The following is a 25,199-nucleotide window of genomic DNA, read 5'->3' on the forward strand; positions in this document are numbered from 1 at the left end:
TGTAGCCTTCCCCAATTTAAGACAGGGCTAAATTCAATAAATTTTCATTAATATCATTCGATTCGGGGAAGAATTCTTCCCCGAATCGAGGTTTGTACTCCCTTGGTGATTTATTGCCCAGGGATTGATGCGGATGGTTATTATTGTAATCTTCCATCCATTTATTGCTTAAAGAACGCAATTGATGTAAATCATTAAACCAGTAAGCATCTAATATATCTTCTCTATAAAATCTATTTAAACGTTCTATATACCCGTTTTGCATTGGCTTACCTGGCTGGGTATACCGTATTTCCACACGTTTTCTATTGCACCATTGACTGAATGTTTTAGAGATAAACTCAGGGCCATTATCACAACGGATAGTTTGTGGTAATCCAATTTCTTCTTCTAATTGTTCTAAAGTCTCCACTAGCTTTCTAGCAGGATAGTTCAACCCTGGATCTACAGCCAGTACTTCTCGGTTGCAATCATCAATTATATTTAAGACACGTACCTTTCTGCCATCAGAAAGGACATCTGACATAAAATCCATACTCCAAACCTGATTCAATTGTTCAGTGGTCTCTAAAGGATGTTTTACCCTACCTGTAATGCGCTTTTTATGTTTGCGCCTTAGCTTAAGCTTCATCTGCCGGTATACTCGTAATACCCGTTTCCGGTTCCACTTATGGCCTTCGCGACGTATTCGTTTATAGTATTCATCAAAACCTCTGGTGGGCAACTCAGTGGCCAATTCAGAAAGTTTATCGATTACCTCATAATCGTCTCGCTTAGTCTGATAATACCACATCGAACGGGTTAAACCTACTACATTACAGGCTCGTTTTATGGAGACCTGGTACTCCTTGATCAAATAAACCGCTCTATGCTTCTTGTCGGAAGGCCTTAGAACTTTTTTGACAGTATATCTTTCAGCATTTGGTTATCTAGACTGGCATCGGCATACATCTGCTTGAGCTTGCGATTTTCTTCTTCCAACTCCTTAAGCCGTTTTAGCTCACTAGTTTCCATTCCACCATATTTCTTACGCCAATAATAGATAGTGCTTTTATCAATACCCAGTTCTCGAGCGATATCACCAACAGCTCGGCCTTGTTCGTTTTCTTTCAAGATCTTGATGATCTGACTTTCTGTAAATCTACTTTTTTTCATCGGACAGTTTATCGTTTTTAAAATTAACAATTTCGAATTTTAAACTGTCTTATTTTTAGGGAAGGCTACAGGCGAACTTCCCAAACTTTACGCTATTGACTTTATCAAAAAAAATTAAATTGATAAGTGGTTCAAGAGTCCTTGAAATTAGCTATTAAGAATATTTGATTTTAAAAGCATCCAAGAGAGAGTTTAAAGTTATATCTAGATAACTTCCCATAAGTGCAAATTTTTGCTTGATATCAGAAAGAAAATCCTGGCCGTAATTGCTTTCATTAAGTAAAGGAACTAGAATAATAAATAAATTTCGTGACTCCCTAGCATATATTTCTTTACTAATAGCTGGATTAAGCGCTATCATTTTTAAAAATTCTAGAGTCGTTAGGAGATTTTGTTGATTAAAATTCTCTTTTAATGTTAGATTTCTTAGTGCATAATTATAAACATGAGTAGTCTCTTCTCTATTCTTAAATATATAAGAATTATATAACACAAGCGCGTTTATGGTAACACCAACATACTTTTTTTTAAGAAAAAAATTAATGATTTCAGTTTTCATCTCTGGAAACTTATGTATTAAAAAAAACTCTGTAGTAGAAAAATTTCTCATTCCGAGTAATTTTGAGTAACCGATATCATCTGAAATAAGTAAGTAATTATCTCTTTCGCCTAACAGTCCACAATCAATAAAAAATTCTAAAGGAAAGCTAATTTTACCTTCAGCATACAATGACCTATCAATCTTTAATCTTTCAGTTGGTGTTTCTATTTGAGCTTTTTCTATTAACCAATCTTTGAAGGATTCTAAAAAAGAAATCCGTTTTTGATTAAAATCTTCCCCATAAAAATGCGGAATAACTTTATCAGTATAAATTGATACTGATAGAGGTGAATCAGTATTATTCTTAGTTTGAATAATGAGATTGTCGATTAAGCCTATAAAATTGGAAGAAATCACAAAGCTATTTTCTAAAAAAGAAATTGATTCGGGATGCTCTTTAGATAGTTCGAAGAATAAAATTGCTGATGTGAAATCGACAACTAAATTTTTGTTTTCAAATTTTAATTGTCTAGAAAGATACTTTAAAGGTTTTATGTAAAATCCTTCACTTTGATTACTTGTTAATAGGTAATATGAATCAAAAAATGATTTATCATAATTAAAATAGGCTAACTCAAAAAAGGATATCTGATAATTTTTAAACTGATTCAAGTTTTCATTTTGAGTATTTCTCCTTTCTTCTTCTCTATGCCCAAAATTCACAATAAATGTTTTTTCAAAACTTTTAATATCTGTTGAGTCAAATTTCAATACTTCCACCGGTAACCCTGAGAATGAACTATTCATATCTTCATAGATTTCTTTTTGAAGAGCCGAATATTTATCAAGGATTTCAAGTATTTGAACATTCTTCAATTTAGGGGAAAATTGGCTCTCTATATGAAATGAATCTCCCACTGATTTTCCAATTGATTTTGAAACAATAGGGTTTTCTAATGTTCTCTCATTTATATGAATTGTTTCCTGACTATTATCAATTTGGTATTTCACATAAGAATTTTCTTTTATTGATTCGTTTTGCCCATTATCGTCGTGTAAAATTTTTAAAGTAATAAATTTCATTCTAGCATTAGAATTATTCCGATCACAAGCTAACTTATAAAGTAATTCACGAGCAGTTTCAAAATATTCTTCTCTGTAAAGGGCATCAACTAGCAATAATGCATAATCGATATTTTTGTAGTTGAAATTTATTAGTTCATCTATAAATTCCGGTTTATCATTAAATGCTCCAATGTTTAATGAACTGAAAGTTTTAATACTAAAATAATATTCACTCTCTGGCATAAATTTTAATCCGTACGTAGCAACTTCAAATAAAGTATTATAATCTTTCAGAATTTTTAAAAGAGATATTTCTAGATTAATAAGATCCTGTTTAAAAGAGAAATCTTTCTCTCTCCATAATTTTAACAGACGTAATAATTCGAGTTGCTTATCAGTTTTACACTCCTCAAGTGCCCTTATGAAGAGTAGTAATTCCCTAGATTCATTGCTTACTGAAACTTTATCTTCCAAGTAATCAACGCATTTTTCCGGATAGTTGTTTTCTAGTAATAAAAATCCAAAGATAAATTCAAGTTCTTCATAATTTTCAAATAAGAATGCTACTTCTAGAATCTCCTTTGAACTTGTATCCTCAAATTTTAGAATTAAGTTTAATAATCTTTCGAAATGAGGTTCGGAAATTTGCTTTTTTAAAATTTCACTTCTTAATTCATTTTTATAATCTGGTCTCCTAATTATAATTAAGAAATTACAAATATTGGAAATATTCAATTCATTAATTACAGTAATAGTAGATAAGTAGTAAATAAAATCCTCTTTATTGGGTGTCCGTTGAGGGTTACAAAATAGTTTTAGAGTTATTAAACTTTCGTCTAGTTCACCGGGATAAGAACCAATAATCTTTAAAGCTTCCTGTTCTCGGTTATTTTTCTGAAAAGAATTAGCAATTAAAAGTGTTCTAAGAGCATCCTTTACCGGTAGTTCATTATATGAGGAAAGCAAGTTATTAAGAGTTTCCTCGTTTAAATCAATCTCGCTTTGCAACCAGTAATGATTAAATATAATAAGCTTGTGAACTTTTTTAATTTCACTATTTCTGAGGCTATTGTATAGTATTTTAGACAAATCTAAAAGGTGAATTACTTTTTCAGTTTTGTCTATATTACCCTGAAACTGAATTTTTGTAATTTGAAAAAAATCTAATAACCGACATTCAAAAATAAACTTCCAATGATAAAAATTATTATAATAGATGTGATCGGGTAATTCTTTTGATATTTGATCAATTTTTAGATATTGAAATAAAAATTCATTGGATAAATTTTTAAATTTTGCAAGGTTTAAATTGAATATTAATCTTTTGAATCTATTCTTATTTTTAACAATTTCTGGCACAGAATTCTTAAGAAATGTTTGAGGTTCTTCACTTCTAAAAACCTTAATCACCCATAATTCTTCATTAAATGGCTCTTGTTTATTTAGCCTTTCTAATAGACTTAAATAATCATCACAATTATTTAAATAATGATATATACAGACTTTGCGTTCTGAATCCTTATTATTGCAATTAAAATTATATGATTTAAGAAATAATTCATACGCTTTTTCTACATTTTGTAAAGACTCATAACAAACTGCCTGGAGATAAAATAATTTCGATTTAATAGTGTTTGATATGTGATTGGAATTTTCTTCTAACCTTTTACCTAAACTTTGCAAGCGTTTTAATGCACTTTGAGGCTTTAAATTTTTTATACTTTCAATACATTCTTCAATGTCATTTCTGTAATGATTTTCAAGGAGAGGAACAATTTCAATCAACTGAGTATTAAGAATGCTTAAAATTTCATTAACCTTTTTATGTATTTCGTAGACTTTTTCTTTGTGAAATTCTTCGATCTCTAGGTGTTTCAACTTCGCATTTGAAGATATTTGTTCATTAAAAATTTGGAAAAATAAGGATAATTCCTCTTCACTAGGCTTTAATATTCTAGGGTTTTTCTCTAATTCATTTTGAATTTTAATCGAATCGAGTTGGTAACCATCAAAAATTCGAAATTTTAAAAATTCCTCAAATAAAATTTTTGATTTGTAGAAGGGAATATTTCCTTTACTTTCCACTATAGGATTTCTTTTCTTAAAAATTTCAACACTACTGGAAATAGTTTTAAATAATTCTTCTTTAAAATATTCTTTATTATTCCCAAAAATTTTATCAAAACCTGTGGTAATACCAAAAGAGAATATTTGCTCTGCAATGAAGATTAGAATCTTTTCCATAAATGATAAAAAAAACCCTACTTTTATAGGGTTGATATTTGGATTAACTTATTTTTTGTGAATTTAATTACTTTCCTTCGGTAGATAAGAATTATTGCAGCGGTTATCCTTACCGAAAGATTGAATCATTTCAAGGAGAAATTAACTTGCACGGTTTCAAATAATTTTTTACCTACTCCATTTAATTGCATTTTCTCATATTCAATACAATCGCCATAAATTGAGATCACATATCCTTTCTTTTCGCTCTTTAATTATTATCTAACAACTTCTCCAAATAAGTCACCTTATCCTTTTCTGCCTGCACCAGGCGTTCATAAAGCTTCTTATTTTCTTCGTATGCTTCAACTAATTTGTCAAGTGGATTGAAAGTACAATTGTTTGCTGCAAAGGTTCCCTGACTATTACTGAAGCTATTATCATTGAAATTATTGAAGAAATTAATAACTCTTTCCTCTGTGAAATTTTCGATAGCTTCTTTAGTGACTCCTAAAACTTTAGCCACACTTTCAATTTTTTCATCCTCTAGGGTTTCACTTTTTTCCAGGGTAGAAACACTTTGTTGGCTAATGCCTAATTCTTCGGCAAGGGTTTCTTGTTTCATTCCGCGCAATTCACGAATACGGGCAATCTTACGGCCTATATGGTTGGGTTTGGTAGTTGTTGTCATAATCTCAAAGATAAGGATTCAATTTAAAGTTTTGCGACTTTTAGTATACGGTAAAATACAAGTCCTTGCGGGTATTTTACAAGGCCGAGTGGTAGGGTACGGCCTTCTCGCTTTCTACCTTCAACAGGAAATTAAAATATCTGTATTATGAAGGCATTAACAAATATAGGAATTTATCCTACTAAAAATGTACAGGGGCAAAAGACTCTTCAACAAATTATTAACGAGGTTCTGCCTATTCTTTTAAAGCAAGTAAGCTTAGAAGCTATTTATTGTTTTAGTTTTGAGTCCCATTTCAATACTAAAGAGAACATTTTTCAGGAAAATTATCAGTTGAAAACACGCTGGCAGTTAAACCTACTACTGATTGGAGAAAATCATCCCAATGCTACCGCTGATCTGGCAGATATAATCTATCAGCATACCGAAGGAGAAGTGAGCCTTTTGTTACTATGCTATACCCGCAAACAAATAGCCCAGGCTAATAACAGGCACAAGCACCTTTTTGCAAAGATAAGCCGTTCGGGTTGGTTGGTCTATGGCAAACCACAAGAATTAGCCCCGCTAAAGTTAGTCAATCTTCCCGATTTGGATTATAAAGGAATCATCACATACTCCGAAAACCGCCTGAACATTGCCGAGAGTTTATTAAAGAATACGACTTTATTTTTCGATCAGCCGCTTGTTGCTGCTTATATGTTTCGGTTGGTTGTAGAGCAATTGTGTTTAGGAGTATTATATGCTTTTATTCATTACCACCCGAAGCAATTTCATATTCAATACCTATTGCAGTTGTGCAGGAATTGCTGCGGACTTGAAGATAAGATTCCAGTCATTTTATTTGAGCAGCAGTGGTATAATAAACTGCTAAAAACAAGTACTAGTGATTTGCGCTTTCGAAGTACGGATATCTTCACCTCAGGAGAAATCAAAGCTGCTTACGCTTATTGTGCAGAATTTTTAGATCAACTCACTCCGGCTATTCATAATCAATTACAAACTTTAAAATTAAAGGATTATGAAAAGTAATGATCTAAATAGAATAAAACTTGAGACACTACAGGATATTGGAGCATCCAAGGGTGGTCTTCAAAAAGAAAAAACTAATCGTCATACGCTAAGGATTGCTAATATTCCTTTTGATGATCATACTAGCTACCTACTGAAGGTAACTGCTTTGCTCGAAGTCTGTGTTTTAGCTTTAGACGGGCAGAGAGATTTTCATTCTAAAATGCTCAGTCATCACGATCTGGATACCAGTGTCAAAATGGTATTGGAGATGGTCATTGAAATGATGCCTCATGATGATATGTTCAAATTGAAGAAAATACTGACTGTATTGGAAGAAGATACAGACAACCGCTATTATCCAGAAAAACTGAAGGAACTAATCATAAATTCTAATCATGAAAAAGAAAAAGCTATTGAAAAAGCTAAATGAATTTAGAGAAAAAAATCTAGTTCATTTGGTTCCAAAAACCGGGAGAAATGGTAAATATTACGAAGGTACATATAGGGTAGAAAGTCATATGGAGCTTATGTTTCTGGTTATTAACTTGATTAAAGTTTCTGCCGTAGCATTGGAAGAGAATGAACGTCTATCAGATCAAGAAATCCCAAACCCAAAATACAATGTAATGGAAGTGCTCCGACACGTTTTACAACTCATTCCACTAGAAGAAATTGAAATGATAGATAAGGTTAGTGAGCTTATAGAAGAGGTAAACCTGGAAGAAAACACACCGGGATTTAATAATTAGAAGATCTTCTATAAGTACTGTTTTCACATAAGCCAGACTACTAATTGTTTAGGCTTTAATATTAATAAAGCGAAAAGTCGAATTAAAATTTATTCACTTTGAAATCTAAGCTTAATTTCTATTTTTCATATTCGAGAGTACATTAGAAAATAAGTTAATGGTGAAAATAATACTCGGCAGAAAAAAATAGAATCCTAAATAAGTTTCATAATAGAACTTCACTTCAAAAATATTTTCTAAAATTAAAAGTATTAGAATTAGGAAGCAATGGTATAATGCCTGGTACAAAATTGAAATGATTATTTCATCCAATGAAAATACTGAAATATCTTCAGAAGGTAGATTATTCTCCTTAGCTTTTGTTCTAGACTGAACTACAGCAAAATCACCAAATATGATAAAGCTTATTAAAGTGAAAATGATACAATAAGCACTAATTAAAAATAAATCTGCCTGGAGGAAAAATTCAAGATGAAATAGATGAAAGGTTATATACCAAAATGGCAGAATAACAACTAAGCATAATAAGTTTTTAAGCCTTTCAGGAGCTTTCGAAATATCAAAACTAACCATCAATTGTAATTTAGTTAAAACTACAAAAACTTTTATTTTATTTTTTCAACTCTCCGCAAATATATTTTAAAAAAAAAGAAGTCGAAATTTCCCTTAAACAATAAGTGCGATAAGAATATTAAATTAGTAGTTAATAGGTACCATGCTTTCTTTTTTTGAGTTCGATTTATTAAATTTTTAAAGGTGTGTACCTGTGGGCAAAATCTTGATTGCTCCCGTTGGTCGCAATAAAAAAAAGAGATGCTTAGGGGGGAATTCAAAACAATTTACTTTTTTCATCTGGAGCATTTTCCTTTTGCCGGCGAAAAGAAAAAATAATGTAGATCAGGATGAAATGGTTTATTCTCAATTTTCATTTACTTCTTCCAGCGCCATCGCATTACCTTTTGATGCTACTTCATTCAGGTTTTAAAATTATAGAGGAGCTATAAATAGCAAAGCGGTTTATGCGCTCCGGTTAATTTTTAAGCTTGATTTTTGCATCGAAAGGTAAGGTGATGTAAGAAGGATTTTTAAATAATTCTGAAATCCTGGTCGGTGAATGTTAGTTACCGCCTAGCGGACTTGAGTCAAAAAGCTTTTTCGATATTATTCTTTCAGTATTTAATATTTTAAGCTTTTTGGCTCGTGTCCAAGACAAAATGTTATGAACCTCTTTTGCTGAAAAGGAGCTTATGCGAAGTGGAAGTAAAAGTGGTGAATGGGTTTGAATTTCTGTTTTCCTTGAAATTTGTCGCAAAAAACCACCTATTTACAGGGGTTGCGAGAGCATTTGTCGCAAATTCCGTGAAAAATGACAGGATGAAATTTTATAAATAATTATAATACAGTTTATTACGATTTTATAACATCGCGCAGCGTGTTATCCTCTTGCTATTTCCTCCTAATTTTACAACCAAATTTTATATAGAGAATTATTTATGTTTAGCCTCATACTTCTATAAGTTACGCCAGAATAAAATTTAAAAAAATAATTGCAAACAATTAGAAGTTAATAAAGTATAACAAATTTTCAAAAAAAATATTTGTTTTGCATATAATTTTTTAAATTTATTGAAATTACAATGAATAGAAGCTACTAAAGTTTCAATCATAAAAACTGCATAGCTCATTTGGAAGGAAATACCCTACCTTACCTTCTATAATTAAGTTAACTATCAAATTTTTATTATTTTTTAATTTTATTTGATATTCACAGGGAATGATTAATTCATATCTGAATTAAATAGAATTTAATTAAAACCTTTCATTATGAAAACACAACTACTTTTGTTCCTATTTTTATTATTGTCTTTTAATGCAGTTTTTGGTCAATTATGTGGCACACCTCATCCTACTAATCTTACTATATATCCGCAAGAAGATAATTTCACTAAACAATCTGAAATCTCAAAAAGAGAGTCTAGTTCTGCTATTTGTATTAATGTATTTTTTCATATAGTAAGAAATACCGATGGGACCAATAGGTTTCCGATGCCAAATACTGATGATATTATAACGGAACTTAACGAATTCTATAGTCCCCATAATATTGTAATAAATAACCTGGGAACAAACTTTATTAATAACTCCAACTTTTTGCAGATAGACCAGGGAGAGCATACAACATTGATGAATTCTGGATTTGATGTAACAAATGCAATTAATTACTACATAGTAGATGAATTATGGGATGTATTTGAAGATGGTGTACTTGTAGGGTCGGTTACTGGTGTTGCAGATGCTATTCCATCAGACAGTTTTATTGTTAGAAACGATAGAGTACTTCTACCTACTTCACATCATGAACTAGGACACTGTTTAAATCTTTATCATACTTTTCAAGGTACTGATCCTACTACAATAGGATGTGCTGAAGCAATAGACGGTTCGAATTGTGAGACGTGTGGAGATGTAGTATGTGACACTCCGGCTGACTCGAATGCTGGAAATACTGCGGGTTTTACCCCTGATTTGACAAATATTATGTCATATTATAATAGTCGTGATCATTTTACAGATGGTCAGGGATTTAGAATGAGATATGCTATAAATTCTGAATCTGTTCTAAATAATATTAGAAGTACATCCTGTACGCAAATTTCAGAAATTGCTACAATCTGCTATTCCCAAACGTCAACGGTAAACTTAACTAATCTTGGTGGAGCGACAACAGTATGGACCTCTTCCAGTAATGTGCAAATTGTCTCCAGCAACAACTCAAGTGCAACAATTAAAGCTTTGAATTCTTATTCCAACGGGAATGGGTGGATAAGAGCTGATTTGAGTAATGGTATAATATTTCAAGAAGAATTCCATGTTGGAAAGGCTGAAATTAGTAACGTAATATTTCGTAATAATGGAGCAGGAGTTACAGGTTATTTTTGTACTAGTCATTATTATAATGAATTTGAAATACTTCCTTATGTTCCCGATTCCTCATATGAAATTAGAATTAGGGATTTATCTACATATAACATAGTTGCTGGGCCTTATAATTTTACAGGAAATATAGCTAATTTACCTACAAACTTTAACTATAGTCCAGGTTGGTATCTATTTGAAGTTAGAGGAACTAATTCCTGTGGAGTATCAAGTTGGATTCAACGGGAAGTAGAGTTTGTAGATTGTTCAGTTGGCGGTGGTGGTGAATTGGAATATGTCGTTTTCCCTAACCCTAGTTCTGAGATTTTATATGTTAAAAAAAATATTCCTACAAAGAATGGAAGTTCTGAAAAACCCTCAGATGAAAACCGAAAGAATGCTTTTGAAATTTTTGATTTTAATTCAAACTTAATTTTTAAAGGTATAATAGGCAACCAAAATGGTATTGACGTATCTAACTATAAAAAGGGAAATTATTTTCTAAGAATTTATACAAATGGTAATTATGAAACACATCAAATAATAATTAAATAAATGTAAAATGAAAAATATAATCTTATTAATTAGCTTAGCAACTACTATCATTTCTTGTAGTCAGAATGATGAAGATGATCCGATAGAAGAGACAATATATGGTACTTGGAAATTGATAGAAACTTATAATGGAAGCGGTGCAAATAATTCGCAATGGAAAACTATTGATGATGGATATATATATACTTTTAAAAAGGACAACACATTTTCTTCAAACAGATTTAACGAATGTTCAGAAGGAACATTTGAAATAAATGATTCAAATTTAATCTTAAAATTTAATTGTATAGAATTTAATACGGGAATAGAACCTTCTCCTGGGGTTTTTATAGAAAACTATGCATTTGGAGAAAATTATCTTTTCTTAACTCCTACTTATCTAAATTGTGACGAAGGGTGTTCTAATAAATTTGAAAAAATTAAACTGAATAATTAATAAAAAGACAATTTAATTAAGATTGACTAATTACTATTGTGTTTTAAATTTATAAATTAGCTAACTCAAGTTTCGCTTTAAATTTAAGCTACTAATTTACTGCTACTTATACTTACAGGATTTGGCGTATTGTTTAAAAATGATAAAGATTCACTGTGAAGTATTAATTTCCTTGCAATTGAGTTAATATCTACATTCTCAACCAATATTTCCAAAACCTTCAAAATATCAGCGATTGCCAACAATAGCCTTTCGTTGAGTTTAAAAATTTGAGTGAGGTGTTTATAATCTCTCTCGTAACTGCTCAAAATCATGAGATATTTTAGAATCAATTACCCGGGCATAAATTTGAGTAGTAGATAATTTTGTATGTCCTAAAAGCTTAGATACTGTTTCAATGGGAACACCATTGGCTAAGGTTACCGTTGTGGCAAAAGTATGCCTTGCGGCGTGAAAACTAAGCTCTTTATTGATCTTTACCGCTTTGGTAATTTCGCGTAAGTACTGATTGGTTTTCTGATTAGAATAGACCGGAAGCAAAATATCACTGGAACATACCTTTGGATGATCCTGGTACTTTTCAAGAATTCTTTCAGCTTCTTCTAAGAGTGGGATTCTGAGCATCGTATTGGTTTTTATCCTTCGGGTGTAGATCCATTTATTCCCATCAACACCTATCTGAATATGCTTTTTCTTTAGTTCCTTGACATCGCCATAGGGTAACCCCGTATAACAACAAAACACAAAAATATCTCGGTTGATATTGTGAGTAGACCTTTTGAACTCCTTTTCCTTGATCTTTTGTAATTCGGCTTTGGATAGGTAGACCATATCCACCTGGTCAAAACGGAGTTTAAACCTTTTGGTTGGGTTCTTTTCTATCCAATCTAAATCTTCGGCCAGGCGCATCAGCTTTTTAAAGCGCTCCATATGTTTCATGACTCCATTATTTTGAAGACTGGGCAAGCCTCTTAAATAACTTTCAAATCCCAGGGTAAACTGGTAATCAATTTGTTTTAAATAAACATCTGAAGTATGATGCTGTGTTCTCAAATAACCTTTCAGGTAATTTTCTGTGGTCGTATAGTTTTTCATTGTCCCATACTTTAAAACCTTACCCATTTTCTCTTTGTGATAGTTTATCAAATGGATTAGTGTATAATGTTGCTGGTCACTGCCTAGAAACCGAGCTTTAACTGTCTGTGTGGTTATCAGCAGTCCTTCTTTTAAAAGGCCATCATAGGTTTTATAAAGTTGTGCTTTGGTTTCATCAATTTTTTTATTGATCTGCCGACTTTCCATACTGCTTCCCTGAAGTTTACTGGAGAACTGATTCCATTTATCTACCGGAATAGTGCGTTTTAAACTAATTTCTAAGGATTTGCCGTTAACGGTAATTCGGGCATAGAGGAGGGCTAATTCTGGTTGCTTTTTCTTTTTTCTGATAATAAAAGAAATGGAAAAGGTTTGACTGGTGCGCATAGCTTTGTTGTTTAAATGAAACAATTAATTAAGGCGAAAGTCAAACTACCAATACGTAATTATGGCGTATCGATAAGCTAAAAATACAAAAAAATAGCTCACGATAAACTCACAAATTCACAGGGAACTCACGGTGAACTCACATTAAATTTAACACTATTTGTTAATTTTTGAGCACAAAAAAGAAAGGGTAACTATATGAAAACCATACAATTACCCTTTAACTATGTTAAAATATAACTTGTTTAAGTCGGGGTGGCAGGATTCGAACCTGCGGCCTCCTGCTCCCAAAGCAGGCGCGATAACCGGGCTACGCTACACCCCGAATGGTGTAAAGTTGTAGTGTAGTTTATCTCGAGCGAAGTCGAAAGACTATATCCCGAAATACAATAGCTATTGCTATCCTAAACTTCAAAATTTCAACTTGCAGTGTTTATCATCCTGCAAAGCGGGTGCAAATATAAGAAAACTTATCACTCTACAAGAAAAAGTTTAGATTTTTTATATCTTAGTTAAAAACTTGGCTCTAAAGCAAGCTAAGCCAAACATAAAAACTATGATGAAACGAACTTTATTATTAGCAGGTTTAACCTTTGCATTTTTCGCCTGCGGAGAAAATCAAAAATCAGAAGAAAAAGCTGTGGTAGAAGAAGAAACAGAAAACCCCACACAAGAGAGCAACCCGGTTCCTGAAAAACAGCCGGAAGCAGTTTCTCCCGATAAAGAATATGAGCATGAGGTAGTAATTGGAGATATGTCCATTCCCTGGGGCTTCGACTTCCTTCCAGATGGGAGCATCCTTGTTACCGAAAAAGGTGGAGATTTATACCATTTTAAAAACGGAGAAAAAACAGCAATTTCCGGAGTTCCCGAAATATACAACCAGGGACAGGGCGGCTTATTGGATATTGCCCTTCACCCCGATTTTGAAAGTAATAAGTGGGTATATATCAGCTACTCGTCTGAGTCAGGCGATGGTGAAGGCGGAAACACAGCCTTAATTCGTGCTAAGCTGGAAAATAATCAATTAACCAATCGCGAAGATCTTTATAAAGGAAAACCCAATTCTACCAAAGGACAGCACTTTGGCTCAAGGATAGTCTTTGACAATGAAGGTCACTTATTTTTTACCATTGGAGATAGAGGAAACAGAGATGTAAATCCGCAGGATATTACCAGAGACGGTGGGAAAGTATACCGACTTAATTTAGACGGAAGCATTCCTTCAGACAATCCTTTTGTGGGAGAAGAAAATGCCAAAGAAGCGATTTACTCGTATGGACATAGAAATCCGCAGGGAATGATCTTTAACAAAGAAACCGGAGAAGTATGGGTAAACGAGCACGGCCCAAAAGGCGGCGATGAAATAAACGTAGTAAAAGCCGGAAAAAACTATGGCTGGCCTGTAGTTACCTATGGTGAAAATTATGATGGCACCACTATTACCGAAGAAAGAACAGGGCCTAAATTCCAAAATCCGCTTACTTACTGGATTCCCTCTATTGCACCCAGCGGATTTGAAAAAGTTACTTCAGATAAATATCCAGAGCTAAAAGAAAACCTCTTAATAGGCTCTCTTAAATTTCAATACCTGGAACACATGGCTTTAGAAAATCAAAAAGTAATTAAAAGAGAGAAATTACTGGAAGGTCTTGGAAGAATACGCGATGTTCAACAGGGTCCTGATGGGTTTATCTATGTTGCAGCCGAAGGAACAGGGATAGTGAAAATGCTACCTCTTGAAGAAACAGAATAGGTTGTTTCGTGACTAGCCCAAGCTCACATTAATCCAGGTTCTTTTACTCAAAAAAACCCTAAGACCGGGCTTAGAATTAAAAAACCATATTTATTTTTAGTTTGGGGCAAATGTTTAAATTTGCCCCAAACTTTTTTAGATGCTCATTATAGGGATTACAGGTGGAACCGGCAGCGGAAAAACTACGGTAGTAAGGCAAATTATAGACGAATTAAAAAATGAAGAAGTAGATGTTATTTCTCAAGATTCCTACTATAAAGATCTTAGCCATTTAGCCAAAGAGGAAAGGGTAAAAACCAATTTTGATCATCCAAAATCTATAGATTTTGACCTCCTGGTAGAACACCTAAAAGAACTAAAAGCGGGTAACACCATTCAGCAACCTGTTTATTCGTTTAAAGAGCATAACCGCACCAAAGAGACCCTGGAAACCCAACCTAGAAAAGTAGTAATTGTTGAAGGTATTTTAATTTTTGCTCATCCCGATATTAGAGAGATGTTCGATATTAAAATCTATGTTCACGCCGATAGTGATGAGCGGTTAATTCGCCGACTGAAACGAGATATTTCTGAACGTGGGCGCGACTTAGATGAAGTTTTATGGCGTTATCAAACCACGCTAAAGCCCATGCACCAGCAATTTATAGAGCCTACCAAAGAATTTGCCGATCTTATTATTCCTACCAATAAATATAATAGCGTTGCCGTTAATATTGTACAAACCATAATCAAAGAACGCTTAACCTAATTTTGTATCTTTATTCCAGAAAGCTGGAAAACCTTACAACCTGCCAGGTAAAGGCATAATCTTAATTAGTTACTGAATTTAAAAGATTTGAATTTAAAAGCTTTAAAAAACAAAAAATGGTTCAAAATTATGAGCAATAAGTATGTTTTGCTTATACTCATTTTTGGAGGCTGGATGCTTTTTTTAGATAGCAATTCCTGGTTAGTTCACAATGAACTCAACCAGGAAATAAACGAACTTGAAGAAAACAGGCAGTATTATAAAAATGAAATTGCTAAAGATAAAGCAACCATAGAACAACTTCAGGATTCAGTTGAAATGGAAAAATTTGCCAGGCAGCAGTACTATATGAAACGTCCAAATGAAGAAATATTTATAATTGAATACGACACTATTCAGGAGTAAACTACCTCGAGGCAAACCCACGAGGCATTCGTTGCAAACAATTTTTTAATTTCGAGGCAAGCCTCGGGGTATTACACCCTTTGGCGGTGCCAATAAAACAGATTTAATTTTCAGAAAAACCATAGCATGAAAGAATCTTTATTTCAGGAATTTAACGAAGTTTCTGCAAAAGAATGGAAGCAAAAAATACAGTTTGATTTAAAGGGGGGCGATTATAACGAGAAACTCGTATATAAATCACTTGACGGAATTCATATCAAACCTTTTTATTGCGCTGAAGATATTCAGGAAAGTGTAAAAACACCTTCACCCAAAAACTGGAATATTTGCGAACGCCTTTATGTAGTTTCTGCAGAAAAAAGCAACAACCGGGCCCGGGAAATCTTAACAAAAGGTACCGAAAGTCTTTGGTTTATTATTCCGAATGAAGAAATTGCTATTGAGGTTTTATTAAAGGAAATTAGCCTTGAAAATACACCTATTTATTTTAGCTTCAACTTTTTTTCTGAAGAATATTTCAAACGTTTGCGAAACTTTTTAAAAGACAAAAAGAATCAGGTTTTTCTTCAGCTAGATATTGTAGGAAACCTGGCTCGTTCCGGAAATTGGCATCAAAGTTTTCAAAAAGATTACGAAAGTTTGGAGCACATCTTCAGCTATTCAAAAGATTTTAAATCGGTAATAAGTATAGATACTACCTTATATCAAAATGCCGGTGCTACTATTCCGCAGCAATTGGCCTATGCCCTGGCCCACGTAAACGAATATTTGAACCCTTTTCAGGAAAATCTAAATTCAAAAGGATTTCAACCGCAATTTTTAACGGCTTCAGGCCCAAATTATTTTTTTGAAATCGCTAAACTAAAAGCTTTAAGATGGCTTTATGCCACTTTAGCTTCCGAATATAAAATTCCGGAAAACTGTCATATCCTGGCACAACCCACCAAAAGAAATAAAACGCTGTACGACTTTAATGTAAATCTTCTTAGAACCACTACCGAAAGTATGAGTGCAGTGCTAGGAGGTGCCAATGCGATTTATAATATTCCTTATGATGCCATTTATCATAAAAATAATGAGTTTGGAGACCGAATAGCCCGAAATCAATTATTGGTAATGAAACATGAGGCCTATCTCAATAAAGTTGCCAATGCTGCCGAAGGGGCTTACTATATAGAAAGCCTCACCAAACAGTTTGCAGAAATGGCACTGGACATTTTTAAGGAAATTGAAAAGAACGGTGGATTTTTAAAACAATTAAAAGAAGGCATTATTCAGCGAAAAATTAAAGAAAGTGCTAAAAAAGAACAGGAACAATTTGATAAGGGAGAATTGGTCTTAATAGGTACCAATAAATTCGAAAATACCCAGGACAGTATGAAAGATGAACTGGAATTATATCCTTTTTTAAAGCAAAATCCGCGTAAAACTTTAATTGAACCTATCCTGGAAAGAAGATTAAGTGAGCAAATTGAGCAGGAAAGAATAAACAAGGAAAAGGCCGAATAATTAAAAAAAGAGCAATGCAAAGAAAAGAGCTTCAACATATAAAACTTAGAGTGCCAGCACCTGGAAATGAGCAAAAGGAAGGTAAAAACAACACCTATAAAACCCCGGAAGAAATAAATTTGCAGCCTTCTTATTCAAAAGAAGATATTAAAGGCTTAAACCATTTAAATTTTGCAGCAGGTATTCCACCCTATTTACGAGGACCATACAGCACAATGTATGTGAGCCGGCCCTGGACTATTCGCCAATATGCCGGATTTTCTACTGCCGAGGAAAGCAATGCTTTTTACCGAAGAAACCTTGCTGCGGGACAAAAAGGATTATCGGTGGCTTTTGATTTGCCCACCCACCGCGGTTATGATAGCGATCACGAACGTGTGGTTGGCGATGTTGGTAAAGCCGGGGTAGCCATAGACTCTGTTGAGGATATGAAGATACTTTTTGATCAAATTCCACTAGACAAAATGTCGGTCTCCATGACGATGAACGGCGCAGTTTTACCCATTTTAGCCTTTTATATTGTAGCTGCCGAAGAACAGGGCGTAAAACCAGAACAGCTTTCAGGAACCATACAAAATGATATTTTAAAGGAGTTTATGGTTAGAAATACTTATATCTATCCCCCTACTCCTTCTATGAAAATTATTTCAGATATTTTTGAATACACTTCTCAAAATATGCCGAAATTCAATAGTATTAGTATTTCTGGCTACCATATGCAGGAGGCCGGTGCTACTTGTGATATTGAACTCGCCTACACGTTGGCCGACGGGTTGGAATATATTCGAAAAGGCCTGGAAGCAGGTATGGATATAGATAGTTTTGCCCCCAGACTTTCCTTTTTTTGGGGGATTGGAATGAACCACTTTATGGAAATCGCCAAAATGCGCGCAGCAAGAATGCTTTGGGCAAAACTTGTAAAGCAATTCAATCCTAAAAACCCTAAATCGCTTTCACTTAGAACGCATTCGCAAACCAGCGGCTGGAGTTTAACCGAACAGGATCCTTTTAATAATGTTGCTAGAACTTGCATTGAAGCCGCAGCAGCAGCTTTTGGAGGAACCCAAAGCTTACACACCAATGCTTTAGATGAAGCCATTGCCCTACCAACCGATTTTTCTGCTAGAATAGCCAGAAACACGCAGTTACACCTTCAACAAGAAACAAAAATTACCAAAACAGTAGATCCCTGGGCGGGTAGCTATTATGTTGAAAAACTTACTGATGAAATCGCTGAAAAAGCCTGGAAATTAATAGAAGAAGTTGAAGAATTGGGCGGAATGACCAAAGCCATTGAAGCAGGAATTCCGAAAATGCGTATTGAAGAAGCTGCGGCTAAAAAGCAAGCCAGGATAGACAGCGAAACAGATATTATTGTTGGCACCAATAAATACCGTCTTGACAAAGAAGATGAACTGGTTACTTTAGAGGTAGATAACCAAACCGTAAGAAAACAACAGATAGCACGCCTTGAAAAAATAAAAAAAGAAAGAGATAACAAAAGGTGTACTGATGCACTAAATGACCTAACTGAATGCGCCAAAAAAGAAAATGGAAATTTGCTTAGCTTAGCAGTAGAAGCGGCAAGACATCTAGCTACTTTAGGCGAGATTAGCGATGCGCTAGAAGAGGTGTATGGCAGGCATAAAGCGAAAGTACAAACCTTTAGCGGTGTATATTCTAAAGAGATGAAAGAAAACACTTCTTTTAAAAAGGCCAGGGAACTGGCCAATAAATTTGCGGAACAGGACGGGAGAAGACCCAGAATTTTAATCGCAAAAATGGGTCAGGATGGTCACGACCGTGGTGCAAAAGTAGTAGCCACCGGTTATGCCGATCTTGGCTTTGATGTAGATATTGGGCCACTGTTTCAAACCCCAAAAGAAGCAGCGAAACAAGCGGTAGAGAACGATGTGCATATACTTGGAGTTTCCTCTCTGGCAGCCGGGCATAAAACCCTGGTGCCACAGGTTTTAGAAGAACTAAAAAACCTGGGGAGAGAAGATATTATGGTAATTGTAGGTGGAGTAATTCCGTCTCAGGATTATCAATATTTATTTGATGCCGGTGCCGTGGCCGTTTTCGGGCCTGGAACAAAGATTAGTGATGCGGCTATTCAACTTTTAGAAATTTTAATTGAAGAGTAAAATAAGTAAAACCGACAACTAAAAACTCATAACTGAAAAACCGATAACCGATAACTAAAAAAATTATGGATTTTAATAAAAAAATGCTCCGGGACGATGCTTTAAAAGGTAAAACTATAATTGTGACCGGAGGAGGTAGTGGTCTTGGAAAAGCAATGACCAAATACTTTATGGAACTTGGCGCAAGTGTTGCCATTACCTCAAGAAACCTTGAAAAACTTCAAAATACAGCCAAACAACTTGAAGAGGAAACAGGTGGCAAATGCCTTGCTGTACAATGCGATGTTAGGCATTATGAGCAGGTGGAGAATATGCGCGACGAAGTTTTAAAAGAATTTGGAAGCGTAGATGTCTTGCTAAACAATGCGGCAGGGAATTTTATTTCCCCAACCGAAAGGTTAAGTGCCAACGCTTTTGATACAATTATTGATATTGTACTTAAAGGAAGTAAAAATTGTACTATGGCCCTTGGAAAACATTGGATAGATACAAAGCAAAAAAATAAAACGGCACTTAATATTGTTACCACCTATGCCTGGACGGGTTCTGCGTATGTTGTGCCAAGTGCCACGGCAAAAGCCGGAGTCTTGGCCATGACGCGTTCTTTGGCCGTAGAATGGGCAAAATATGGGATTAGGTTTAATGCCATTGCCCCCGGCCCCTTCCCTACCAAAGGCGCCTGGGACAGATTACTGCCCGGTGATTTAAAAGATAAGTTTGATCTCTCTAAAAAGGTACCGCTAAAACGTGTGGGAGAACACCAGGAGTTGGCCAACCTTGCTGCTTATTTGGTTTCAGATTTTTCAGCTTATGTAAATGGCGAGGTAATTACCATAGACGGTGGCGAATGGCTTAAAGGTGCCGGTCAATTTAATTTACTGGAAGCAATTCCGGAAGAAATGTGGGATCAATTAGAGGCCATGATAAAGGCTAAAAAGGGAAGTTAAGCCTTGTTGCTACAACCCTTACTTCAACTAAACATATATAATTTAAAACCGATTGTTAAGCTTTTATGGCAATAATCGGTTTTTTATGTATAAGCTGTTAACAAAATCATTTTATAAACCTGTAATAAATTGTATTTTTACCCTTCAAAAATCATAAAGACTTAATGGGTAAAATCATTGCTATTGCAAACCAAAAGGGAGGAGTGGGCAAAACCACTACCTCGGTAAACCTGGCCGCTGCGCTTGGAGTACTTGAAAAAAAAGTATTGTTAATAGATGCAGACCCACAGGCCAATGCAACTTCCGGATTGGGAATTGACGTGGAAGAGGTTCAGTTGGGTACCTATCAGCTTTTCGAAAATTCAATAGCTCCTAAAGAATGTATTCAAAAAACAAGCTCTCCAAACCTGGATATTATCCCTGCACATATAGACCTTGTTGCCATTGAAATTGAATTGGTAGATCAGGATGCAAGGGAATCTATGCTAAAAGAGGCGATTACTCCATTAAAAGAGCTTTACGATTTTATACTCATTGATTGTGCCCCTTCCCTGGGCCTATTAACCCTAAATGCCTTAACCGCTTCAGATGCTGTGGTTATCCCAATACAATGTGAGTATTTTGCCTTAGAAGGTTTAGGAAAGTTACTAAACACGATTAAAAGTGTTCAAAAAATCCATAACAATAAATTAGACATTGAAGGCCTTCTACTCACTATGTACGATTCTCGTTTAAGATTATCCAACCAGGTAGTAGAAGAAGTACAGAAGCATTTTGGCGAGATGGTTTTTGATACAATCATTCAAAGAAATGTGCGTTTAAGTGAAGCCCCAAGTTATGGTGAAAGCATTATTAATTATGATGCGGGCAGCAAAGGAGCCAGCAATTATTTAAGTCTGGCACATGAAATTATAAAGAAAAACTCGTAGAAGATGGCGAAGGCGACCAAAAAACAAGCTTTAGGACGTGGACTTTCGGCTTTACTGAAAGATCCGCAAAACGATATACAATCGGCAGAAGACAAAAACGCCGATAAACTGGTAGGGCATATTGTAGAATTGGATTTAAAATCTATAGAAGTAAATCCATTTCAACCCAGAACCAGTTTTAACGAAGATAGCCTTAAAGAATTGGCTACTTCTATAAACGAACTTGGTGTAATTCAACCAATTACCGTAAGAAAACTGGATTTCGACAAATACCAGCTAGTTTCGGGAGAAAGACGTTACAGGGCTTCAAAATTGGTAGGGCTAAAAACTATTCCTGCCTATATAAGAATTGCCAACGACCAGGAATCTTTAGAAATGGCCCTGGTTGAAAATATTCAGCGCCAGGACCTGGATCCCATTGAAATTTCGCTATCCTACCAACGATTAATAGACGAAATAAACCTTACTCAAGAGCAACTAAGTGAACGTATTGGTAAAAACAGATCTACTATTGCCAATTACTTACGACTTTTAAAGCTAGACCCAATTATTCAAACAGGCATGCGAGATGGTTTTATGAGTATGGGGCACGGCCGCGCACTTATTAATGTTAGCGATCCGCAAAAACAATTGGAGATTTACGAAAAAATTCTTCAAAAATCCTTATCGGTTAGGGAAACCGAGCAATTGGTACGAGAAGTAAACGAAGGTTCAAAAGCTTCAAAAACTGCCAGGAAAACAGCTGCAGTTCCTACTTCTTATAAAAAAGGAATCAAAGAGTTTTCAGAATATTTAGGCACAAAAGTAGATGTAAAAGTGACTAAAAAAGGTTCGGGAAAACTCAGTATTCCTTTTTCTTCCGAAGAAGATTTTATTCGCTTAAAAAAACTTATTCAGGGTGAAGACTAATCGGGTTTTATCAGTTCTATTTTTCTTGTTGTTCGTTTGTAAACTTGCAGCACAAAAAGACTCTTTAAGCCTTGAAAATACTGAAATAAAGGATAGTATTTCAAAAGAAAAAGACTATAAACCTTATAATGCCCTGGCACCGGCCAAAGCAGCATTTTATTCAGCGATTTTACCCGGATTAGGGCAAGCCTACAATGGTCGTTACTGGAAAATACCTATTGCCTATGCGGGACTTGGAGTTGGTGTTTATTTTTACATTAACAACGATAAAGAATGGAACCGTTATCGTGATGCCTATAAAGACCGACTTGCCGGAAGAGAGGATGAATTTGGAGATAGAATTAGTACCGAAGCTCTTGTTAGGGCCCAGGAATTCTATAGGCGGAATAAAGAAATTTCATTATTGGTAATTGCAGGGGTGTATGTTTTAAATATAATAGATGCCAATGTAGATGCACACTTACAACAATTTAATGTTAGTGAAGATCTAAGTCTAAAACCCAACATGCAATACGATAACTTTACAGGAAAGTCTAAATACGGAATCTCCTTAAATTTTAAATTTTAAATAAATAGCTTTAAAAAATACAAATGAAAATAGCACTATTAGGATACGGAAAAATGGGTAAGACCATAGAGGAAATAGCAGTAAATCGTGGTCACGAAATTGTTTTAAAGCTGGAAGATGATATCGACAATTTTGAGCTGGATAAAATGGATATAGATGTTGCTATAGATTTTAGTATTCCTAAAGCCGCCTTTAAAAATATTACGACTTGTTTTAAAAGTGATATTCCGGTAGTTTGCGGTACAACGGGCTGGCTAGACGATTACGAAAAAGCGGTAGAGCTTTGTAAAAAGGAAAATTCTGCATTTATATATGCTTCCAACTTTAGTGTAGGTGTGAACCTCTTCTTTGAGCTTAATAGAAAGTTGGCTAAAATAATGAACGGTATGAGCGATTATGCGGTTGAAATTGAAGAAATTCACCATACCGAAAAACAAGATGCCCCCAGCGGAACAGCCATTAGCCTGGCCCAGCAAATTATAGCTGAAAACGACCAAAAGAATAATTGGCAGCTAGACCACGCTGAAGCTGATGAAATACCTATTAAAGCCAAAAGAATTGAAAATGTTCCAGGTACACATACGGTATCTTACGCATCTGAAATAGATACCATAGAAATTATGCACACTGCTAAATCCCGCCAGGGTTTTGCCCTTGGCGCCGTAGTCGCCGCCGAATGGATTAAAGGAAAAAAAGGTGTTTTCTCTATGAAAGACGTTCTTTCAGATCAACTTAAATAGGCTCTAAGCATTATAATACCTTAACAAAAAACAATATTCCCAATACAGGAAAATCTAAAATGTTCATTTCTTAGTAACAATTTCCAAGTAATGTTACTAATATAGCAAAGAATAAAAATATGACGTTTACACAATGGTTTCTGTTTTTTCTGCTAGTGCAGGTTATTCACTTTGCAGGTACCTGGAAACTTTATAAAAAAGCCGGAAGACAAGCCTGGGAGGCCGCTATCCCCGTTTATAATGCCGTAGTGCTTATGAAAATCATTAACCGACCCTGGTGGTGGGTTATCCTTCTTTTTATCCCTATTGTAAACCTAATCATGTTTCCGGTAGTTTGGGTTGAAACCATTAGAAGTTTTGGCCGCCATAGTACTACCGACACCCTTCTGGCTGTTTTTACCCTCGGTTTTTACATCTATTATATAAATTACGCTACCGATGCAACTTATATTGAAGACCGCAGCCTAAAACCCAGAACAGCTGCCGGGGAATGGATAAGTTCTATACTCTTTGCAGTAATTGCGGCTACTATTGTGCATACCTATGTAATGCAACCTTTTACCATCCCAACTTCTTCTTTAGAGAAAACCTTATTGGTTGGAGACTTTTTGTTTGTAAGTAAGTTTCATTACGGTGCAAGACTACCCAAAACCGCGGTGGCTTTCCCCATGGTACACGATACTATTCCCGTTTTAGGAGTAAAATCTTACTTAACAAAACCTCAAATTCCATATTTAAGATTACCAGGCTTTGAAGATATAGAACGTAATGATATTGTGGTCTTCAACTGGCCGGTAGATACGGTAAACGCTTTTCAGCAATATGGTGATGGCAAATATTATTACAAACCCATAGATAAGAAATCTAATTATGTAAAACGTGCGGTTGGACTTCCAGGAGATTCTTTACAGGTAAGTGAAGGCAAAGTATTTATAAATAACAAGCCATTACAACTTCCCGGCCGGGCAAAACCTCAATATACTTATTACGGTACTACCAACGGCCAGGGCTTTAATCCCAGGTATTTATATGAAGAATATGACGTGACCGATGGTTATTATCACGATTCCAACACCAATCAATTCTATATAGCAGCTTTAACCGAAGCAGCCTATAACCGAATTAAAAATCATCCCAACGTTACCAGCATTCAAAGATATTCAGATTCCCTGGGTGCTAAAAATCCGAGTATATTTCCTAATGATGGAAAGTTAAGCTGGAATAACGACCATATGGGACCAATCTATATCCCAAAAGAAGGTGTAACAGTAGATATTACTTCCGAATCTATGCCGTTTTACAAACGTATTATAGAAACCTATGAAGGAAGCGAAATGGGTATTAATAACACGCTAAGCCTAAACGGTACACAGGTGTTATTAAATGGGCAGCCGCTAGATTCTTACACATTTAAACAAAATTATTACTGGATGATGGGTGATAACCGCCATAACAGTGAAGATAGCCGCACCTGGGGCTTTGTACCCGAAAATCATGTAGTAGGAAAACCTGTTTTTGTGTGGATGAGTTGGGATGCCAATGCACAGGGCTTCTTTAATAAAATTAGATGGGATCGTGTTTTCACCACTGTAAAAGGTGATGCCACCCCTACTTCTTATTTACCATACTTTCTTATTTTTGTGGTTATTATTATTGCCTTTAATTATTTTAAAAAACGCCGGAAAAACGCTTAATTTAAATCAATAATATCTGGCAT

Annotated in this window: 19 protein-coding genes, 1 tRNA gene and 1 pseudogene; 16 read left to right on the forward strand and 5 right to left on the reverse strand. The window is 34.8% G+C overall.

Annotated elements, in window-relative coordinates; all coding sequences use genetic code 11:
* Window positions 1-16: 16 nt before the first annotated feature.
* The 3 genes and pseudogenes from I6U49_RS10955 to I6U49_RS10965 all read right to left on the reverse strand — a co-directional run bounded on the left by I6U49_RS10955 (window position 17) and on the right by I6U49_RS10965 (window position 5,675).
* Window positions 17-1,155, reverse strand: a pseudogene (locus tag I6U49_RS10955) (IS3 family transposase).
* A gap of 154 nt (window positions 1,156-1,309) precedes the next feature.
* A complete protein-coding gene (locus tag I6U49_RS10960) occupies window positions 1,310-5,005 on the reverse strand; it encodes a PIN domain-containing protein (RefSeq protein WP_198628691.1) in 3,696 nt (1,231 codons plus the stop codon).
* Window positions 5,006-5,255: 250 nt separating this feature from the next.
* Window positions 5,256-5,675: a helix-turn-helix domain-containing protein gene (locus I6U49_RS10965; protein ID WP_198628692.1), complete on the reverse strand. Its 420-nt coding sequence runs from the start codon at window positions 5,673-5,675 to the stop codon at window positions 5,256-5,258.
* A gap of 147 nt (window positions 5,676-5,822) precedes the next feature.
* Here I6U49_RS10965 and I6U49_RS10970 point away from each other — a divergent pair, with 147 nt between their 5' ends.
* The 5 genes from I6U49_RS10970 to I6U49_RS10990 all read left to right on the forward strand — a co-directional run bounded on the left by I6U49_RS10970 (window position 5,823) and on the right by I6U49_RS10990 (window position 11,342).
* A complete protein-coding gene (locus tag I6U49_RS10970; RefSeq protein ID WP_198628693.1) occupies window positions 5,823-6,704 on the forward strand; it encodes a hypothetical protein in 882 nt (293 codons plus the stop codon).
* Window positions 6,694-7,116 (forward strand): hypothetical protein, encoded by a 423-nt coding sequence (locus tag I6U49_RS10975; RefSeq protein ID WP_198628694.1) that lies wholly within the window; start codon window positions 6,694-6,696, stop codon window positions 7,114-7,116. Before I6U49_RS10970 ends, I6U49_RS10975 begins: the two co-directional genes overlap by 11 nt.
* Window positions 7,082-7,435, forward strand: coding sequence for a hypothetical protein (locus I6U49_RS10980; RefSeq protein ID WP_198628695.1), 354 nt, complete (start codon window positions 7,082-7,084; stop codon window positions 7,433-7,435). The genes I6U49_RS10975 and I6U49_RS10980 overlap by 35 nt, the downstream gene beginning before the upstream one ends.
* 1,824 nt (window positions 7,436-9,259) lie before the next feature.
* The gene (locus I6U49_RS10985) at window positions 9,260-10,906 is read left to right on the forward strand and encodes a zinc-dependent metalloprotease (RefSeq protein ID WP_198628696.1); all 1,647 of its coding nucleotides are present in this window, start codon (window positions 9,260-9,262) and stop codon (window positions 10,904-10,906) included.
* Between the two features lie 7 nt (window positions 10,907-10,913).
* Window positions 10,914-11,342 carry a hypothetical protein gene (locus tag I6U49_RS10990; RefSeq protein ID WP_198628697.1) on the forward strand — a complete coding sequence of 143 codons (429 nt, stop codon included), beginning with the start codon at window positions 10,914-10,916 and terminating at the stop codon, window positions 11,340-11,342.
* Window positions 11,343-11,624: 282 nt separating this feature from the next.
* Here I6U49_RS10990 and I6U49_RS10995 read toward each other — a convergent pair whose 3' ends face one another.
* Together I6U49_RS10995 and I6U49_RS11000 are read right to left on the reverse strand one after the other, a co-directional pair.
* Complete coding sequence (locus tag I6U49_RS10995) at window positions 11,625-12,824, reverse strand: site-specific integrase (RefSeq protein ID WP_198628698.1); 1,200 nt, start codon at window positions 12,822-12,824, stop codon at window positions 11,625-11,627.
* A gap of 250 nt (window positions 12,825-13,074) precedes the next feature.
* A tRNA-Pro gene (locus I6U49_RS11000) sits at window positions 13,075-13,149 on the reverse strand.
* A 234-nt stretch (window positions 13,150-13,383) separates the two neighbouring features.
* On the opposite strand from I6U49_RS11000, the gene I6U49_RS11005 reads away from it, so the two are divergent.
* The 11 genes from I6U49_RS11005 (at window position 13,384) to lepB (ending at window position 25,176) form a co-directional block, all read left to right on the forward strand.
* Entirely contained in the window at window positions 13,384-14,580 is a 1,197-nt protein-coding gene (locus tag I6U49_RS11005) for a PQQ-dependent sugar dehydrogenase (RefSeq protein ID WP_198628771.1), read from the forward strand.
* Between the two features lie 139 nt (window positions 14,581-14,719).
* On the forward strand, window positions 14,720-15,328 hold the full coding sequence (udk, locus tag I6U49_RS11010; RefSeq protein ID WP_193709818.1) for a uridine kinase: 609 nt from the start codon (window positions 14,720-14,722) through the stop codon (window positions 15,326-15,328).
* Between the two features lie 87 nt (window positions 15,329-15,415).
* Complete coding sequence (locus tag I6U49_RS11015) at window positions 15,416-15,733, forward strand: FtsB family cell division protein (RefSeq protein WP_193709819.1); 318 nt, start codon at window positions 15,416-15,418, stop codon at window positions 15,731-15,733.
* 126 nt (window positions 15,734-15,859) lie between these two features.
* Window positions 15,860-17,242, forward strand: coding sequence for a methylmalonyl-CoA mutase subunit beta (locus tag I6U49_RS11020; RefSeq protein WP_198628699.1), 1,383 nt, complete (start codon window positions 15,860-15,862; stop codon window positions 17,240-17,242).
* Window positions 17,243-17,256: 14 nt separating this feature from the next.
* Window positions 17,257-19,389, forward strand: coding sequence for a methylmalonyl-CoA mutase (gene scpA, locus I6U49_RS11025; protein ID WP_198628700.1), 2,133 nt, complete (start codon window positions 17,257-17,259; stop codon window positions 19,387-19,389).
* Between the two features lie 65 nt (window positions 19,390-19,454).
* On the forward strand, window positions 19,455-20,336 hold the full coding sequence (locus tag I6U49_RS11030) for an SDR family oxidoreductase (protein WP_198628701.1): 882 nt from the start codon (window positions 19,455-19,457) through the stop codon (window positions 20,334-20,336).
* Between the two features lie 164 nt (window positions 20,337-20,500).
* Window positions 20,501-21,265, forward strand: a complete 765-nt coding sequence (locus tag I6U49_RS11035; RefSeq protein ID WP_193709823.1) for a ParA family protein — start codon at window positions 20,501-20,503, stop codon at window positions 21,263-21,265.
* Window positions 21,266-21,268: 3 nt separating this feature from the next.
* A complete protein-coding gene (locus I6U49_RS11040; protein ID WP_193709824.1) occupies window positions 21,269-22,174 on the forward strand; it encodes a ParB/RepB/Spo0J family partition protein in 906 nt (301 codons plus the stop codon).
* Window positions 22,164-22,742 carry a DUF5683 domain-containing protein gene (locus I6U49_RS11045; RefSeq protein WP_193709825.1) on the forward strand — a complete coding sequence of 193 codons (579 nt, stop codon included), beginning with the start codon at window positions 22,164-22,166 and terminating at the stop codon, window positions 22,740-22,742. Before I6U49_RS11040 ends, I6U49_RS11045 begins: the two co-directional genes overlap by 11 nt.
* Before the next feature lie 23 nt (window positions 22,743-22,765).
* A complete protein-coding gene (gene dapB, locus I6U49_RS11050) occupies window positions 22,766-23,482 on the forward strand; it encodes a 4-hydroxy-tetrahydrodipicolinate reductase (RefSeq protein WP_198628702.1) in 717 nt (238 codons plus the stop codon).
* Window positions 23,483-23,601: 119 nt separating this feature from the next.
* Window positions 23,602-25,176 (forward strand): signal peptidase I, encoded by a 1,575-nt coding sequence (gene lepB / locus I6U49_RS11055; RefSeq protein WP_198628703.1) that lies wholly within the window; start codon window positions 23,602-23,604, stop codon window positions 25,174-25,176.
* The last annotated feature ends 23 nt before the right edge of the window (window positions 25,177-25,199 follow it).

The sequence above is a fragment of the Salegentibacter maritimus genome (assembly GCF_016236915.1).
Lineage (GTDB): Bacteria > Bacteroidota > Bacteroidia > Flavobacteriales > Flavobacteriaceae > Salegentibacter > Salegentibacter maritimus.

What these genes read in the sequence shown, in the direction of transcription:
- I6U49_RS10960 (WP_198628691.1), bottom strand. Translation starts at nt 5,005, where the DNA reads ATGGAAAAGATTCTAATCTTCATTGCAGAGCAAATATTCTCTTTTGGT.
- I6U49_RS10965 (WP_198628692.1), bottom strand. Translation starts at nt 5,675, where the DNA reads ATGACAACAACTACCAAACCCAACCATATAGGCCGTAAGATTGCCCGT.
- I6U49_RS10970 (WP_198628693.1), top strand. Translation starts at nt 5,823, where the DNA reads ATGAAGGCATTAACAAATATAGGAATTTATCCTACTAAAAATGTACAG.
- I6U49_RS10975 (WP_198628694.1), top strand. Translation starts at nt 6,694, where the DNA reads ATGAAAAGTAATGATCTAAATAGAATAAAACTTGAGACACTACAGGAT.
- I6U49_RS10980 (WP_198628695.1), top strand. Translation starts at nt 7,082, where the DNA reads ATGAAAAAGAAAAAGCTATTGAAAAAGCTAAATGAATTTAGAGAAAAA.
- I6U49_RS10985 (WP_198628696.1), top strand. Translation starts at nt 9,260, where the DNA reads ATGAAAACACAACTACTTTTGTTCCTATTTTTATTATTGTCTTTTAAT.
- I6U49_RS10990 (WP_198628697.1), top strand. Translation starts at nt 10,914, where the DNA reads ATGAAAAATATAATCTTATTAATTAGCTTAGCAACTACTATCATTTCT.
- I6U49_RS10995 (WP_198628698.1), bottom strand. Translation starts at nt 12,824, where the DNA reads ATGCGCACCAGTCAAACCTTTTCCATTTCTTTTATTATCAGAAAAAAG.
- I6U49_RS11005 (WP_198628771.1), top strand. Translation starts at nt 13,384, where the DNA reads ATGAAACGAACTTTATTATTAGCAGGTTTAACCTTTGCATTTTTCGCC.
- udk (WP_193709818.1), top strand. Translation starts at nt 14,720, where the DNA reads ATGCTCATTATAGGGATTACAGGTGGAACCGGCAGCGGAAAAACTACG.
- I6U49_RS11020 (WP_198628699.1), top strand. Translation starts at nt 15,860, where the DNA reads ATGAAAGAATCTTTATTTCAGGAATTTAACGAAGTTTCTGCAAAAGAA.
- scpA (WP_198628700.1), top strand. Translation starts at nt 17,257, where the DNA reads ATGCAAAGAAAAGAGCTTCAACATATAAAACTTAGAGTGCCAGCACCT.
- I6U49_RS11030 (WP_198628701.1), top strand. Translation starts at nt 19,455, where the DNA reads ATGGATTTTAATAAAAAAATGCTCCGGGACGATGCTTTAAAAGGTAAA.
- I6U49_RS11035 (WP_193709823.1), top strand. Translation starts at nt 20,501, where the DNA reads ATGGGTAAAATCATTGCTATTGCAAACCAAAAGGGAGGAGTGGGCAAA.
- I6U49_RS11040 (WP_193709824.1), top strand. Translation starts at nt 21,269, where the DNA reads ATGGCGAAGGCGACCAAAAAACAAGCTTTAGGACGTGGACTTTCGGCT.
- dapB (WP_198628702.1), top strand. Translation starts at nt 22,766, where the DNA reads ATGAAAATAGCACTATTAGGATACGGAAAAATGGGTAAGACCATAGAG.
- lepB (WP_198628703.1), top strand. Translation starts at nt 23,602, where the DNA reads ATGACGTTTACACAATGGTTTCTGTTTTTTCTGCTAGTGCAGGTTATT.